General features: G+C 70.7%; 12 protein-coding genes. 6 read left to right on the top strand and 6 right to left on the bottom strand.

Annotated elements, in window-relative coordinates; genetic code table 11:
* Position 1 precedes the first annotated feature (1 nt).
* Positions 2 to 646: a hypothetical protein gene (locus IPL61_13020; protein MBK9032219.1), complete on the bottom strand. Its 645-nt coding sequence runs from the start codon at positions 644 to 646 to the stop codon at positions 2 to 4.
* Between the two features lie 264 nt (positions 647 to 910).
* Between IPL61_13020 and IPL61_13015 the strand changes: the two genes are divergently transcribed.
* Positions 911 to 1,450 carry a hypothetical protein gene (locus tag IPL61_13015; protein MBK9032218.1) on the top strand — a complete coding sequence of 180 codons (540 nt, stop codon included), beginning with the start codon at positions 911 to 913 and terminating at the stop codon, positions 1,448 to 1,450.
* 181 nt (positions 1,451 to 1,631) lie between these two features.
* On the opposite strand, the gene IPL61_13010 is transcribed toward IPL61_13015, so the two are convergent.
* Positions 1,632 to 2,849 carry an NAD-binding protein gene (locus tag IPL61_13010; protein MBK9032217.1) on the bottom strand — a complete coding sequence of 406 codons (1,218 nt, stop codon included), beginning with the start codon at positions 2,847 to 2,849 and terminating at the stop codon, positions 1,632 to 1,634.
* A gap of 325 nt (positions 2,850 to 3,174) precedes the next feature.
* Positions 3,175 to 3,675: a hypothetical protein gene (locus IPL61_13005; protein MBK9032216.1), complete on the bottom strand. Its 501-nt coding sequence runs from the start codon at positions 3,673 to 3,675 to the stop codon at positions 3,175 to 3,177.
* Between the two features lie 302 nt (positions 3,676 to 3,977).
* On the opposite strand from IPL61_13005, the gene IPL61_13000 reads away from it, so the two are divergent.
* A complete protein-coding gene (locus IPL61_13000) occupies positions 3,978 to 4,763 on the top strand; it encodes a DUF4240 domain-containing protein (protein ID MBK9032215.1) in 786 nt (261 codons plus the stop codon).
* Positions 4,764 to 5,286: 523 nt separating this feature from the next.
* Here the strand turns inward: IPL61_13000 and IPL61_12995 are convergent.
* Complete coding sequence (locus tag IPL61_12995; GenBank protein MBK9032214.1) at positions 5,287 to 5,817, bottom strand: hypothetical protein; 531 nt, start codon at positions 5,815 to 5,817, stop codon at positions 5,287 to 5,289.
* 456 nt (positions 5,818 to 6,273) lie between these two features.
* Between IPL61_12995 and IPL61_12990 the strand changes: the two genes are divergently transcribed.
* On the top strand, positions 6,274 to 7,638 hold the full coding sequence (locus tag IPL61_12990; GenBank protein MBK9032213.1) for a hypothetical protein: 1,365 nt from the start codon (positions 6,274 to 6,276) through the stop codon (positions 7,636 to 7,638).
* Between the two features lie 152 nt (positions 7,639 to 7,790).
* Here IPL61_12990 and IPL61_12985 read toward each other — a convergent pair whose 3' ends face one another.
* On the bottom strand, positions 7,791 to 8,987 hold the full coding sequence (locus tag IPL61_12985; GenBank protein ID MBK9032212.1) for a trypsin-like serine protease: 1,197 nt from the start codon (positions 8,985 to 8,987) through the stop codon (positions 7,791 to 7,793).
* A gap of 500 nt (positions 8,988 to 9,487) precedes the next feature.
* On the opposite strand from IPL61_12985, the gene IPL61_12980 reads away from it, so the two are divergent.
* Positions 9,488 to 10,426, top strand: a complete 939-nt coding sequence (locus tag IPL61_12980) for a matrixin family metalloprotease (GenBank protein ID MBK9032211.1) — start codon at positions 9,488 to 9,490, stop codon at positions 10,424 to 10,426.
* An 808-nt stretch (positions 10,427 to 11,234) separates the two neighbouring features.
* Positions 11,235 to 11,807, top strand: coding sequence for a hypothetical protein (locus IPL61_12975; GenBank protein ID MBK9032210.1), 573 nt, complete (start codon positions 11,235 to 11,237; stop codon positions 11,805 to 11,807).
* A 333-nt stretch (positions 11,808 to 12,140) separates the two neighbouring features.
* Here IPL61_12975 and IPL61_12970 read toward each other — a convergent pair whose 3' ends face one another.
* Entirely contained in the window at positions 12,141 to 14,699 is a 2,559-nt protein-coding gene (locus IPL61_12970) for a hypothetical protein (protein MBK9032209.1), read from the bottom strand.
* A 512-nt stretch (positions 14,700 to 15,211) separates the two neighbouring features.
* On the opposite strand from IPL61_12970, the gene IPL61_12965 reads away from it, so the two are divergent.
* A complete protein-coding gene (locus tag IPL61_12965; protein ID MBK9032208.1) occupies positions 15,212 to 15,619 on the top strand; it encodes a VOC family protein in 408 nt (135 codons plus the stop codon).
* Positions 15,620 to 15,629: the final 10 nt, after the last annotated feature.

Below are 15,629 nucleotides of genomic sequence, written 5' to 3'. Positions count from 1 at the left end.
CTCAGCCCGCCAGGCGCTCGAGCTGAGCGAGCAGCTTCGGCTCGACGTCGTCCACGAGCCCCAGCGTGGAATGCGCGGGGAGCCCCGACGTCGTCAGCCGCGCGGCCGCGAGGGCGCCCACGGCGGCGGCACGGGCACCCGGCGTGTCGCCGCGCTGCGCTCGGGCGATGGCGAACACGGCGTTGGCTTCGAACACGTCGCGGGGGAATGGCGACTCGTCATCGAACTCGACCACGTAGGCTTCGGCCTCGGGGAGCAACTCGACGAGCTCGCGGCGGATGCAGAACATTCCGAACACGAGGGCCACGCGCGTACAGACGTTCGGCAACGCCCGCCGCGCGGCCACGGCTGCGCGGAAGCTCTCGATCGCCTCCCCGACGCGATCGAGCGCGTCCAGGCACTCGGCCCGCTGGAGATGCGCCATGGTGAGCTGGAATGTGCAGGGAAACCTCGCGACAAGATCGTCGAGCAGCTCGACGGCCGCCGCGATTCGGTCGCAGTCACCGGTCTCTTGCAAGTGCCCGGCCTGGATGCACAGGTACTGCGCCTTGGCCTCCAAGGTGCGCGACCGATTCAGGCGAGCGTAGAACTCAGCCCGGTCGGTTGCGGACCAGGTCGTGCGCCGGTACCAATCGTCTCGCCCCATGCCGCGCCAGCGTACCCCGTCTCGGGTGGCGTCGCGTTCGGGTACCCCCATCTGCGCGTGGCCCCATCGCCGACTGGCAGCCGATCGGAACGTCGGACCGGGCTCCGGGTCGCATCGGTCTCATCCCCTCCGGGGGTCGCGCTGGTATCAAGACGACGGTCGTGCCCTCTTCCGATCGGCGGCCTCCTTCCGCTCGGGTGAGCTCTTCCGCTGCTCGGCCCTTCCGCCGATGCCGTAGGCGCCGCGGGAGTCGTAGACTCGGGCATGCCCGCCGCCAACGACGACCGCACCGATGAAGGACCTCCGCCCTCGAAGGAAGAGCTGATCGCTCGCCTCGAGGCGCTCAAGGGCAGGACCGAGGATCTGCTCGATCGCGCGCGCGCGCACGCCCGACCCTCACCGGCCGTGATCATTTTGCGCGTGTTCATGCTGTTCGGGCTCCCGATCCTCGTCGCGATCGGCGTGTACCTGGCGACGCGCTCAGTGCTGTTCGCGCTCCTCGCGCTGGTCGGCGCGCTGATCGCGGCGATCGCGATCGCGCTCAAGCTATCGCCGACGCCGGCGCACATGAAGCCGGGGACACGATCGTGGGAGGCGCAGATGACGTTGCCGGCGCTGCGGGCGGTGATCGCATCGCGTCTGGCCGAGCGCGGCGGGGGCGCCGATCCCGCGAAGCGCCGCCGGCTCGACCGCGAGATCGCGTTTCTCACAGATCAACGCGACGAGCTCGAGCGCGTCGCCGCGTCCAACGATGGCTCGCCCGGCAAGGGCTACGTTGGGTTCAAGCCGTACAACGGAGCTTGAGCTTGAGATGGCGAAAGCGAATGACCACGATAGGAACACCTCGCGCTAGCCCGCCCTGACAGCCCACGTCGACCAACTTGATGAGCGACAACTACTTACCGGGCGCTCCGAGTTCACTTGTTCAGCGGCCCTACCTATGCTGACCGCTCCACGCGTGTCGCAGCGAGGCCGCTATGGCTTCTCACGGTCCACGGTCGATCTCGGCAGGCGGCGTGCGTGCGCCTTGCAGGTCGGAAGTCTTGATGAGGTTCTGCAGCGCCACGCAACGGAACCCAGCCCGTTTGGCCAGTTCCGTCATGCCGGCGCTCTGCGTGCCGAGGCGGACGATGACGGTCGCGCTGATGTTCCAGCGATGCCGTAAGACCAGCGCCATCTCGACGTTGCTCTCATCGTCGCCGGTCGCGAGCATGACCATTGGCTCAGGAACGTTCGCGAGGGTGAGCGCCTGCTCAAAGACCGCTGGGTCGTAGATATCCCCCTTGATGGGCACGAGCTCCGCGATGTCGTCGCGCCCGTAGGTCTTCAGGAGATGCCGGCACTTCCGATCGGCATCGCGATCGATCAACACGACGCGCTTGAGCCGTCGAGTCGCGCCGCGCCCGTGCTCCAGAACGATCGCGCGTCCGAACCCGCCGAATCCTGCAAGCACTAGCACGGGGCCATCGAAGTCCCAGTTTCGCGCTGCGACCGCGTAGGGATTGATCGGTTCGATGCCGAGGTCTGTCACCGTGTCACCCAGGCCGTCCCAGAGGTCTGGATCAGCAACTAGCGCGTACGAACGGATACCGGGTCGTACCGCCACCGCCTGCTGGCACGCGGCGAGGTTGCGGAAGCTCTGATCCGACGCGGCGTAGACCTCGTCGGCGACGCTGATGCCGGCGGCACGTAGGACGCCCTCGCTCCCGAAGTCACCGCGAAGAACCGGCCATTCACGGTGCTCCGGATGATGTGGACTCGCAAGCTTCCCGTTGGAGTCAATGATTACCACCTTCCGCGCTTTCTCGCGAGCCAAGTTCGCCAGCAGCGCTTCGGTGTACTTGCCATACCCAGCCACGACCGTGTGTCCGCGCAGCTGCCCCGCACGGTGCGCGGGGCCCCGAATATCGCTCCATACTTGGGCTCCAAAACTGACGAGTGTAGACGCGCTAACAAGCGGCGCGATAAAGTAGCAAGCCCAGAGGATTGCCGCCCAGCCGGTTCCGCTGCGAGGGCACGCGCCATTGTTCAATGTAAACAGCTGCAGGGATGCGTATGCGGCCTCTGGCACGGAGAGGGTTTGCCCGCTTGTCAACTCAACACGCGTGAACGCGAGGCTCGAGACCGCCGCGACTAGCATCGCCAGCACGGCTAGCCCCAAGCGCGAGCTGCGTTTTCGAGCCGTCTCTGCCAAGCCTTCCATGTCCGAAATATACAACATCGCGCTGCTGTTCGGCTGTGGCAGTGGCGCCTGACGGCTCGCCGGCGCGCCGGCGTCAACTGCAGGACGGGCCCCCCCCCTTTGCCGCACTGGGTATGCCTCGGGCCAAGAAGGAGAAGGCGTTCCTGAAGCAGGCCGAACATAGGCCACATGAACGCGGTCTTGTCGCAGGCGGGCGGGCAATCGCGCCACCGACACGCATGGCAACCCGCTGTCGGCGACACGCTGCGCCAACGGTTCCGCCGTTCGACCTCAGCCGTCGGAGCGCGAGCGCGACGGGGGTCTGGATGCCGTCAACAACGATCACTCAGTCCTTGAACACCACCCGCAACAGCGACAGATCGTCATAGGCGTGGGCTTGGGTGTGGTGGCCGTCATAGGGGCCAACCTTGCAGACACGGCGACCGTGTTCGAACACCAGCTGGAGCCCGTGCTCGGGTTCCCAGCTCACCTCTCCTTCGAACGAGAAGTACGAGATGCCTGGCTCGTACTTCGACCGTCGGCCGAGCTCGAAGGACGGCGGCCGGGAGATCGCGACGTGTTTCCAGATATCGGTGTCGCGCGCCAGGCGCGGGATCTCGTAGTCGTCGAGCTCGGCGTCGTCGAACGCGGCGATCGTTGCGCGGTAGTACTTCCAGAGGTACTTCGTGGCCTTGTCGAGGAGGGCATCGCCACCACTGACGAAGTTCGCCAGCGCCGCGTCGAACACCTTTCGCGCGCGTGGGTCCGAGGCCGCGGGACATCCCTCCGCCTTCGCCGCCAGGCGGTCGAGTCGCTTCTTCAGCTTGGTGACACGTGCGCTGATCATGCGTCGAAGCATAGACCAGCCGGCCGCGCGGCGGCCGAGCGCCGGCTCGCCCACCCTCCGCGTGGCAGCCGATCGGAACGAGGGAGCTTTCCGACGATGGGCCCACCCGACGATGGGAACGCAGGCCGATCGGGGCCCGGTTTCCGATCGGCCGCGCCCCGGGGTCAGGAGATCGCTGGAGCGTCACCGCCCCGGCGCCGGTCGCCGCTGCGCTGGTCGTCGGAGCCAATGAACTCGACCGAGGCCGTCACCTGCGTCCGGACCGCTTGCGAGTGACGCGCGCCGCGGCGACACTGCTCGGCGTGGAGCGCCTCGAGTGCACGGCCGGGACGTCGCGCAAGTTCTGGGAATGCGCGGTCGTCGGCCGCGAGCTGCGCGTCTGGTGGGGGCGCATCGACACCGTCGGGAAGCGGCAGACCAAGGTGTTCGCGACCCCGGCGGCGGCGCGGGCGGCGGCCGCCGCGCTGGTGCGCGCGAAGCTCGCCAAGGGCTACACCACGGTCAAGGCCGGCGCTCGCCGCCGACCACCACCAGCAGCGCCGCCACCGACCGGCCCGATGACCGAGGCGGTGTTCTGGGCGCTGATCGCGACGTTCGACTGGAAGCGCACCGGGGATGACGACGCGGTGCTGCGCCACGCGGTGCGGGCGCTGGCGGCGATGACCGTCGACGACATCTACGCCTTCGACGATCTGCTCGCGGCCAAGCTGTTCGCGCTCGACACGCGCGCCGTCGCGCGCGGGGTCTACCGCGGCGAGCTCGATCCCGACGACGGCGACGCCTACATCTCGGCCGACGACTTCCTGTACACCCGGTGCGTCATCGTCGCCAACGGACGCGCGTTCTACGACCGGGTGCTCGCCGATCCGCACACCGCGCCGCAGGGGCTGGAGTTCGAGTCGCTCCTGTACGTCGCCGCCGACGCCTACGCGAAGAAGACCGGGGACGAGTACGACCACGCGCCGCCCCTGTCGAAGGAGTCCTTCAGCAACCGCGCCGGCTGGAAGCCGACCGCGGCGACCCGGCCGGGACGCGCGACCAGCGCCGCGGTTCCGCCCGGCAACCGCCGCCCCGCGCGGAGCGGATGACCGGGTCGAGGGCCGGCGTCAGCTCGGCGACGGCTTCTCTCCCAGCGCCCTTCATTCGATCGGCTGCCACCGCGGCGGACAGGTCGGCCCCGTCATCCGATCGGCGGCTAGCTGGCGGACGGTACGCCCCGGGCTGGTGGTCGCTGTCGATCGGAGGGCGCGGATCCGCGGGCAGGCCCGCCCGCGTGCCGAGCTGGTCATCGATCCACGCCGATGAACGTTCAGATGCGGCGCTGGAATCGGTCGGAGCCACCACCGAGCATCACTACCGACGCCCCGACCGCGGGCTTGCCGCCGCGACGCATGGCGTGGACCTCGAGCGTGCCCGTGGTCTCGCTGGCCGTCGCTCCGCACGCGGCGCTGCGCAGGCTCCCTGCGTTGCGTGTGCCGCGCAGGCGACCGCGGCGACCACGAGCAGGATGGTGACGGGCGCACGCACCGCACCCACCGCGTGGTCACAGCGCACCGTGGCTCCCATGCCGAGGTGCGAGATCACGCCGCCCGCGAGGCCGCAGACGGTGTGTCATGGCGTCGAGCTCCCCGGCCCAGCGACTCGAGTGCAGACAATGTCGCGGGCGCCGTCGACGAAGCCGTTGTCGCCGCAGAGCACGTCGTACGACGCCTGGCGCTGGCACCCCCGCGCACCAAGCGTGGCGCGGTAGCTCGTTCGCATCGCATCGATGACACCGTTCAGCGAGACGACGTCGACCGCTTCGCAGGCAAGTTCGAACCTCGCCACGACCTGCATCTGCTGTTCAGCGGCAGAGACGAACGCGTCCTTCGAAGGCGGCACCGAGATCGCCCAGATGACCAGCCCCCCCTCCTGACTGACGTGCGTTACCAGGTCGCTCGTCTGCCCACATCCTTCGGCACGGTAGTTGTCGTACCGGGCTCCATTTCGTTGCTCGGTCATGACGAAGGACACGCGCGCTGTCGTACAGCCGAGCTTCGTGGCGAGCGCGTCGTAGATGTGGCTCTCGAGGAAGCCGTACCGGCCTCGCTCGGTGGAGAGGTTCGGCCGGCAGCCACCGAGCATCGTGGCCAGGGCGACCATGGCAGAGATGTGTGCTACCCAGCGCGACCCAGCGTTCCCCATGGCTCATCATCACACGCACGCGTCGACGTGTCGATGGAGCTGTCGACGCGTCGACGGACGCCTGTGGAAATCCTTCCGCCGATCGGCTGCCACCCGGCGTACGGGGCCACCCGGCGGACGGCCACCCGGCGGACGGCCACTCGGCCATCGGGGCTCTGGGCTCGCCTGGTCGGGGATCTAGTTCGATCTAGTGCTCCGGACGCAACCATCCGTCCGGCCGGCCGATACGCACGCCGACCACGATGAAGTTCCACGATGCCTTCCGTGCCCGCCCGGCGACGTCGCCCCTTCCCGCCGATCCGACCGACTGCCACCCGGAATCGGGGCGGCCACGGGGCAACGGGACGGTGCGTCGTGCGTCGATCTTGCAGCCGCGTCGATGGCGCGATAGGAGTCTGACGTATGTGGCGTAGGGTGTCCGTCCTTGGATTCATCGTGCTGGGTGGACTCGCCGGTTGTGGCGACAACCAGGGGCCGCCGTGGGTGCCCGCGGCATGGCACAACGGGACCCGCCTGCGGGCCAAGGTCGCCGACGCCGGCGGTGGTGCGGTGCAGTTCTTCGGCTGGTACGACACGGCGCTCGGCGTCGACTGCGCCTTCGAGCAGATGACCGACCGCACGATGCGGTGCCTGCCGACCGACGCCGGCGATCTCGGGTGGGGCGACGACAGCTGCTCTCAGTTTGTCGTCGTATCCGCCCGAGACGTCAGCTGTCCCGCGCCAGCGTTCATGGTCGAGCAGCCGCCCACCGACGGGTGCCACCACGTCGCGTCTTCCGTCGCACAGGTCGGGGCGTCGCGCGGCGTGACGCCCATCTACGTCGACACCGGGTTCGCCTGTGAGGCGTACCCTGACGAATGGCCGACCTTCGAGATCGGACCCTGGCACAGCAATGAGGAGTTCGTGGCCGCCGACGTGATCGAGGTCGAGCGCCCCGGCGGCATCACCGCCCGCGTCGCGGTCGCCGAAGACGGCGCGCAGCAGGTGCTCGAGCTCGCCAACCGCGGTGATGATACGTGCAAGCCGGTCGACTTCCTCGATGGGGGCGGCTGGCGATGCGTGGTCGCGGCCGTGGTCAGGGATGACCTCTTCGGCGACTCGGACTGTACCGTCCCCGCACCTCCGATCGCCGGCTGTCGGGAGCCCGAGGTCCTGGTCGCGGCGGACGGTCACGTGTACCTACCCGGCGAGCACCACTTCGACGTCGTCTACTGGCGAGACGGAGAGACGTGCGCCTATCTCGGCGTCTACAGCACGCGGCGGCCGGGCGCCCGGGCCGACGCGAACGCGTTTCCGCCGCTGTCGGTGTTCGAGCGCGGCGCTGGCGCGGTGCAGGCCCGATTCACCAGCGACGTCCACGGCGACGCGCTGATGCCGGCGGGGCTGTTCGAACGGGCGACGGGGACCGCGTGCCGACCGACCGCCGAGGCCGGCGCGCCCGACACGGCGCCGTGGCGCTGCGTACCGACCAACGTACCCTTGGGCACGTCGCTCGAGCCGTTCGGCGATGCGGCGTGCACAGTCCTGGCAGGGCCCCTGATCATGAGCCGCACCTACGGCGCTCGCCGGGTCGCGTTCGTCGACGACGTCGTCTGCGACGCCCGCCACCCTCCGCCGCTGCGACGTCTCGTCGAGGTCCAGCAGCATGTCGATTCGATCTATCAGATGATCGGCGGCCAATGTCGGGAGGTGGACTACGCGAAGACGGGCTTCCCGTACGACGTGATCGCCGAGGTGCCCATGACGTCGCTGCCGGCCGTCACGATCCGCGTGGAGTGATGTCGGCGTCGGCACGCTGCGCGTCCGAGACGTCGCCCCGGTCGGGCGTGAGCGACGCGATCGCGGGCGCGGTGGCCGGTGCGTGCTCCCTTATCCGATCCGCTGCCACCCCGCGGACGCGCCACCCCGCGGACGCGCCGGGCGTGCCGTCCTCAGCGGCGGCGACGGCGGCGGCCCAGGCCCAGCGCGACCAGGGCCACGCCGATCAGCGAGGCCCCGGGCCCGCGGCCACCGGTGCTGCAGCAGCCGCCGTCGTCGGCGGGCCAGCACACGCCGTCACCGCCGGCGACGTCGCGACACGTGAACCCGTCGGGGCACGCATCGGCCGCGCCCGGGCTGCACGCGAACGTGCACAGCTGCTCCGACGACGTCGTCGCGCAGGTGCCGGACTCACACTCGTCGGCGGAGGTGCAGGCGCTGCCGACACCGCCGGCGGCGAACGGGTCGACGATGCAGACGTCCACGAAGCACGTGTGGCCCTCGCCGCACGGGTGGTCGGCATCGCAGCCGCAGTCCGGATCGGCCGGCAGCGCGCCCTGGCCACAGCTCGCGGCGCACACGCCGTCGGCGCCGCACTGGAGCTCCGGCACGTGCTCGAGCAGGAAGGCCGTCTCGGCGTCGGTGCGGGTGTCGGCGCCAAACTGGGCGCAGTTCTGGTCGCCGAACGAGGTCACGCCGATCTGGACCTGCTGACCGGCGATGGTCGCGAACGACGGGCCGCCCGAGTCGCCCTCGCACTTGCCCTTGCCGTTGGTCTGGTTGAAGCACAGCAGGTCGGTGTCAGATTGGCCGCCGAAGGCGCAGCTCACCGAGGTCTGCTCGACGACCCGCTCGACGCCGGCCGACTGCGTCGCCTGCCGGCTGGTCACGCCGTAGCCGACCATGGTCACCCCGATGCCGACCGGCGCGCGGCCGGCGACCAGGTTGATCGGCACCGGGACGCGGTCGGTCACCGGCGTCGACAAGCGGATCAGGCCGATGTCGCGCATGCCGAGGTTGTTCACGTTGAACTGCGGGTGCTTGATGGTCTCGCTCGCGGTCACGACGATGCCGGGCGTGGTCCGGAGGTTGACGGTGTCGAAGTGGACCCGGGTGCTCGCGGTGATCTGCGCCTGCGACACGCCCAGCACCGCCGGGTCGACGCAGTGGGCGGCGGTGAGGATCCAGTCCTTGGTGAGCAGCGTCCCGGTGCACAGGCCGCCGCCGAGCTCGATGGCGACGGTCGTCGGGTACTGGCCCACCGAGGTCGAGGTGCCGCCGACGATCGGGGCCTGCTGGGTGGGGCCGGCCAGGGCCGGCGCCGCGGTCAGCCCGGAGATCAACACGAGGCACAAGCCAGAGAACTTCATCCCCGGAGCTTCGGGCAGCGCCGTCGACAGCGCACCGCCGCCCGGCTAACCCTCGTTGGCATCGCCGCGCACCCTCCACCTCGCCGCCGTCCACGGCGGGGGCGATCGGCGGACATCGTCGACGATGCCCTGGGGTGGGCCCCGCGGCGACGGGCGGCGGCCGGCGGCCAGGCAGTGGCCGGCGGGTGTCGAGGAGCGCGCGCCGCAACCGCGGCGCCGGGCGGCTGGCAACGGCCCCAGGGCCGGCGGACGGGCCGTGGTCGTGTCCGCCGGGCGACGTCGCCGGCTGCGGTGCACCTCCGTTCCGATCGGCGGCAACCCGGCGTTCGGTTCCGATCGGCTGCAACCCGGCGTTCGGGCTGCGACCCGGCGTTCGGGCTGCCGTCGCTGCCACCCGGGCCGCAACCCGGCGTTCGGGCTGCGACCCGGCGTTCGGGCCGCCGTCGCTGCCACCCGGCACGAGCACGCGTCTCCGGCCCCGCGCGGGTACGCTCGTCACCGTGCGAACCTCGGCGCTCCTGGTCTCGTGCGTGGGCCTCATCGCGGCGCTGCCGGGGTGCGGCGCACGCGCCGGTGCCAGCATCCTGGCCGGCGCGCCCCGCGAGCGGGACCTGCCCGAGCCGATCGTCGACGAGGCCCAGCTGCGCCCGGACACCTTCGGCTACGGGGCTGGCGGGAAGGCGCTGGCGATCGTCGGGTGCGACGCGCCGATCGAGTACGCGCTGGGCGCGCTGGATCCACGGTTCGGCCTGGGCCGGAAGCAGGCGCTCAGGGCGATCGCCACCGCGGCGGCGTCGTGGGCGCGCCTCGCCGGCCGGCCGCTGTTCCGCTACAGCCCCCGCTCGGCGTTCAAGATCGACTTCGTCTTCGACGAACGGCAAGAGATGATGGTCGAGCGGATCGAAGGCCGCGACCCGATCGTCGAGGTTCGTCGCCGTCACACCGAGCTCCGCGCGGAGCGCGACCGCGCGCTCTTCGCCTACGAGGAGCGCCGCCGTGCGTACGAGGCGAGCGTGGCAACCTGGAACCAGCAAGGGGGCGCGCCGCCCGACGTCAAGCGCGAGCTCGATGCCGAGAAGCAGCGCCTGCGCGCCGAGCAGGCCCGGGTCGACGGGATGCTGCCGCGGCTCGAGGCGCTGGCGTTCTTCATCAACTCGCGCGGCCGCCAGGCCGACCCCGCCGACTACCCCCACCTGCTCGCCGGCAGGACGCGCCGCGAGGCCAGCGGCACGCGGGTGACGAAGCTCCGCATCGAGATCTACATGTTCCGTGGCTGGGCGCGCCTGCCCGCGGTCCTCGCGCACGAGCTCGGGCACAGCCTCGGGATGAACCACGTCGCGGCGGCCGACGCGATCATGTACGGCGGCCCGGCCTACGGACCGGAGACGTCGGCCGACGACGCGACCGCGCTCGCGCGCGTGTGTCCGCCGCCGCGCTAAGAAGGGACGGTGTCAATTTTGACAACGTTTCGGGTCGCGACCAGATCCGCCCCCGGCGCACGGCCCCCGGCGCACGGCCTCGACTGCCCCTCGGACGGGCGCTTCCGGCGGCCCGCCAGGCGCGCCGCTCCGTCCCGATGCGGAGAGGCGCGTCGCCTCCGGCTGACTGGCTCGGGAGATCGATCGGCAATATGCTCGGTCGAGATCAGATGAGCTACGACCTCTATTTCCGTCCACGCGCCGCGTGTCCGCTGCCGTCAACGAGTGAGCTCACCGCGTGGTTCGAGCGCCGCCCCCACTACTCGATCGAGGAAGCGCAGGCGATCTACCGCAACGAGGACACGGGCGTCTACTTCGTCTTCGACCTGCCATCGCACCCGGACTGGGTCGAGCATTCGGGCTTGGCGTTCAACGTCAACTATCTTCGCCCCGGCTGCTTCGCCGTCGAGGCGGCCACCGAGCTCGACGCGCTCGTCGAGCACCCCCCCCCCCCCCCGGCCCCCCCCCCCCGGGCGCCCCCCCCCGGCCGCGCCGGCGGGTGGTTCCCCTCCTGTCTTCCTCCTCTTGGCCCCCGGGCCCCCCGGCCCCCGCCCCCCCCCGCCGGCCCCCTCCCCCCCCCCGGCCCCCCCCCCCCCCCTGCCCCCCCCCCCCCGCCCCCCCCCCCCCACCCCCCGCCCTCCCCCCCCCCCCCGCCCCCCCCCCCCGCCCCCCGGCCCGGGCGCCCCGCGGCCCCCCCCGGCCCCTGCCCCCGCCCCCCCCCCCCTCCCCCCGCTTCTCATTCGAGGTCGAAGACCCGCAGATCTCGGGCATGGGAAGCGGGCCATACTCGCGAGCAGGGTTCCTGCGTGGCTGGCGCGAGGGAAACGACCTCGCGCTGCGCATCTCCGCGACAGGGCGAGATGCGCCGGAGCTTGTCTACACACTCCCCGCCGCGACGATCGAGCGCGTCTGGCGGTGGAACCTCGAGCGCAAGGACCTCCAGGCGCGGCTCGGGGAGGACGTCTTCGTGCCCGCGATCAGCTATCTCGCGCTGGATGGCCGGGTTCAGACAGCCGCTGTCTGGACCGACGCGATACCAGTCGCCTTGCCACCGACCGACCAGCTCGTGCTCTTCCGCGACCGCCTCGCGCCACGGAGGCTCCTGCGGCGCGTCGCCGACGTGTGCATCTGCCCGTCCGAGGAGGCGGAGGTGCTGGTGCGCACGTTCGCCGCGCCGAGCGACGGCGCCGCGTACCGGCGGTTGAGGTACGTCGCCCCTCCAGCCGAGGTCAGGGACTTCTTTCGAAGCCGCGACCGGTGGCGTGAGCCGATCCCGATGATCCCGGGCGACCAGGTGCTCGAAGCCGAGCTCGTCGCCCGAGCCCGCGCTGCCGGCGCCTAACCCATCGTGGCGATCGGCCGCGCGGCGACGATGGTGTTGGACGGCGCGCGCGTCGAGGCCGACGCCGGTCTTGAGCGCGTCGGCGGCCGCGGTGTTGACCGCACCGACCAGACACCGCGTCGCTTGTCCAGGCACGAAGCCCGCTCCGGCGACGGCCGCCGCGTCAGGCGCTGCGGGCCAAGCGCCGCGCATCGACCAAGAACGCGGGTGGAACAGGGCCACGGATGGGGACGGTGTCAACGTGACAGCGTCCGGGCGCGACGGCCCGACGGCTCGTCCGGTCGGCATCGGCAGGCACGCGCGGCTACGACCGCATCGTCACGCGCGATGGCATCACGAAGCGCAAGGAGGTCCAGGACGCGGAGCCCCCCGCGTTCCGATCGCCTGCAACGCGCGATGGTAGGACCGGGCCGAGGCTGGTCGCTCAGGGGAGGTAGTAGAACGCGCGGCCGACGACGAGGGGCGTCGTGGTGCCGGGTGCCGTCCCCAGTAGCAGTGGGTCCCGCCGTCGACCTCGCTGGGGCTGCACCGCTTCAATGGGGTCGAGTAGAGGGTGCCCGACCACACGAAGAGACTCGTGCCGGGCGGCGCGCTCATCACGTGGCAGATCGCGCCGCCGAAGCCGATCGGCTGGACATAGGTGCCGATCGCGCAGACGCTGTTGTTGGGCTGGTACCAGTACGCGTGGTTGTTGGTGGAGATCGAGAAGGACCCGTGGGTGTTCGCCGGTGCGTAGTGGAGCAGGCAGTTGGCGCCGTCGAAGCCACCCTGGTCGCAGTACTTCTCCTTCGTGAGGAAGTAGCTGCTGCCGTAGGTGAAGGGCGTGCGATCCTCCGGGATCGCGCGGGCGAAGCAGCCGAGCGCGGTGGTCTGCGCGACGTGCGCGTAGCCGTCGTGCCAGTAGGGCCACGCCGAGCAGGCGGGGTCTGGCGGAGGCTGCGGCGCGGGTGCGTAGTCGATAGACGCGTAGTGTACCTGGCCCTCGTCGTTTCCTGTGATGCTGGTGATCTCAACCTCGCTCCGATCACTCCAGAACTGGACGGGCAGCGTCACGGTCCGGAGGGCCAGACAGGTGACCGACGCCTGCATTCCATCTGCGACCCAGAGGTTCTGGGGCGCGCCAGCCTCGGCGAGGCAGACGGGACGCGTGATCTCGATGGGCTCCAGCGTGGGGATGTAGCGAAAGACCGCGTTCTGGGGGAACGGGCTGGGCCCGGCGCTATTGCTCCCTTGGATGCCGAAGACGGGCGCGGGCGAGAACCCCTGCGGAGGGAACCCAGGCGCGGACGGGGTCGAGCCGACCTGCGCGACGAGCTGGGCGCTGTTGCCCCAGCCGATCGCGGCCCGGCTGTACCAGTCGATGATCGGGCGACGCTGGGTCCAGCCGTACGGGCCGAACGGGTACGCGCCGAGCAGGCGCTCGACGAAGTCATTGCCCTTCATGATCGAACCCTGCACGCTGGCGTGGTTGTAGCAGACGTCATGATTGGCGTTGGTGAAGTCCACCGGCACCCCCTGACGCCTGACTCGCTCATGACCCACCGATCCACTGTGCTTGCACGGCCAGCTGAGGTTGCCGGCGCGATTAACCTGATCGTCCGCATTGACGGTGTGCAGCCACTCATGAATCGCATAATAGTCTTCATGTGATTGATACCGCACATTGTCATTAATCACGAGGTAGCCATTGAAGAAGGCGTGCGGCGCCGCTGTGGCGGTGCGACTATTCACATCCTCGAAGGGAGCCCGCTGGTCGCGGACGACGAAGAGGCTCGTGGCGTGGTCCGCGCCCAACCCCCGCGCCACGCCCTCCTCGAAGGCCTGGTTGCGGACCTGATGGCCGAGGAAGTTGAACGGGGTGCCCATCGTGCCGAGCAGCTCATTGATCCACACAGACTCGTTCACGCCGCTGGTGGGCTCATGGGAGATCCACGCGCGGCTGTCGTCGATGAACTGGAGGTGGAAGTAGAGGTGGGCGTGGTCGGGCGCGACGCTCGCGACGCTCGCGAAGCCAAGCGCGATCATGGTCTTCATGTGCGCGAGGGCGGCGGCGTCCCAGTCCTCGTTGCCGACGCCGGTGCTCTCGGGGAAGAAGACGCTGATGGCGATCGTGTTGTGCGCGGACTTGGCGCCCTGGATCAGCGGGGCGCGGTGGCCGTCGGGCGAGACCGGATCGCTGGTGATGGTGGCGAGGCGCAGGTCCGCGAAGGCGATCTCCTGGTCGGCGTCCTGGCTGCCATCCGCGGCGCGGCGGATCGCGTCCTCGCGCTCCAGGGCGATCTGGTCCGCGGTCTCCTGGGGCGGCGCCGGCTCCATCTCCACGGGGCGGTCGGCCTCGGGCCGTGTCACCCACTCGTCGTCGAGCACCGCCGCGGCGAGCGCCACGCTCTGCGCGCGTGGGGGCTGCACGGAGATGCGCTCGAGCATGACGGCGAGGGCGTCTGCGCCGATCGCCTCGAGCTCGGGCGAGTCGTGGACAGACGCCTGGGGCTGGAGGTGGGCGTCGGAGGCGGTGGCGGGCGCGGGGTACCAGCGCTGATCGCTGCCGCGACGGTGGACGCTCGTGGGGACGCGCAGCGTCGCGGGGGAGAACCCGGCCGGGAGTCCTTCGGTGATGATCAGGTTTCCGGGCAACCCGACGAGCGGATGCACGCCCCGCTCGCGCAGCTCCGTGAGGAGGCCCGCGTACGCGTCCGGCGAGAGGGTCTCGTTCACGGACAGCATCGCCCTGGAGACGCCGACGGTCACGCCGGCCTCGAGCGGCCGGGCCTGGGCGGCCGAGGTGTCGACGGGGCTCGGCGGGTCATCGAACTGACAGCCGATCATGGAGAGAGCGAGTGCGGCCGCGCCGATGAGCGCGGGGCGGAGGAGCGGGCGGAGCGTGCTGCGCATTTGAGTCCTTGGTGGAGGGCGGTGACCGAATCGACGCCGATAGACCTGAGGTGAAGACTGATGCGCTGGGTCGCGGCGGACGCTGCGCCTCGGTGGCCTGGCGACAGATCGGCGAATGACAGGGCGGCGACGGGGAGGCGAAGCCATGACGACGAGCGCGACCAAACAGGGCGTCGCGGCCGGCGAGGCGCCGCGCGGCGTGACGCACGGCCATCTCTACCGTGGCGGCCGCCATTGTTCGTCTCAGCGCGATCTCAGCACCTCCCCCACACGGCGATTTGATGAGCGAGAGATTCGCGTCATCCAGCGACGGCGACTGCGGCGCTCAATCCTCGGCCGAGCGACTCGCCGGGGCCGCGCGGCCCGCACCCTGGGGCGCCCGGCTGGTCGGATGCGATCGGCGCGCGACGCTCAAGATCGCGCGTCGGTACGGTGCGCCGGTCGCCGACCGCCGGCGCGATCTGCGGCACGACGCGCTGCGGACGCGGCCTCCGCCCGGCATGCTGGGCGACATGATGATCGAGCTCGCGACCGTGGTCGTGGACGAGTACGACCCGGCGATCGCATTCTTCGTCGACGCCCTGGGGTTCACGCTGGTGGAGGACGTGCCCGCCACGACCAACGACGGCCGGGACAAGCGGTGGGTGGTGGTGCGGCCGCCCGGAGCGCAGACCGGCCTCCTGCTCGCGCGGGCCGACGGGGAGGAGCAGCGGCAGGTCGTCGGACGCCAGCACGCCGGCCGCGTCGGGTTCTTCCTGCGGGTCGAGGCCTTCGAGGCGACCCTCGCGCGGCTCCGCCAGGCCGGCGCGGAGATCGTGACCGTCCCGCGCGATGAGCCGTACGGCCGCGTCGTCGTGTTTCGTGACGTCGCCGGCAATCGCTGGGACCTGCTCGGACCCCGGCCGTCGGCGAGCGGGTGACGGTCTCAAC

The sequence above is a fragment of the Myxococcales bacterium genome, assembly GCA_016717005.1.
In the GTDB taxonomy this organism is placed as follows: Bacteria; Myxococcota_A; Polyangia; order Haliangiales; family Haliangiaceae; genus UBA2376.
The sequence above is the reverse complement of the archived record's forward strand: the minus strand, read 5'-3'. Positions and strand labels throughout refer to the sequence as shown.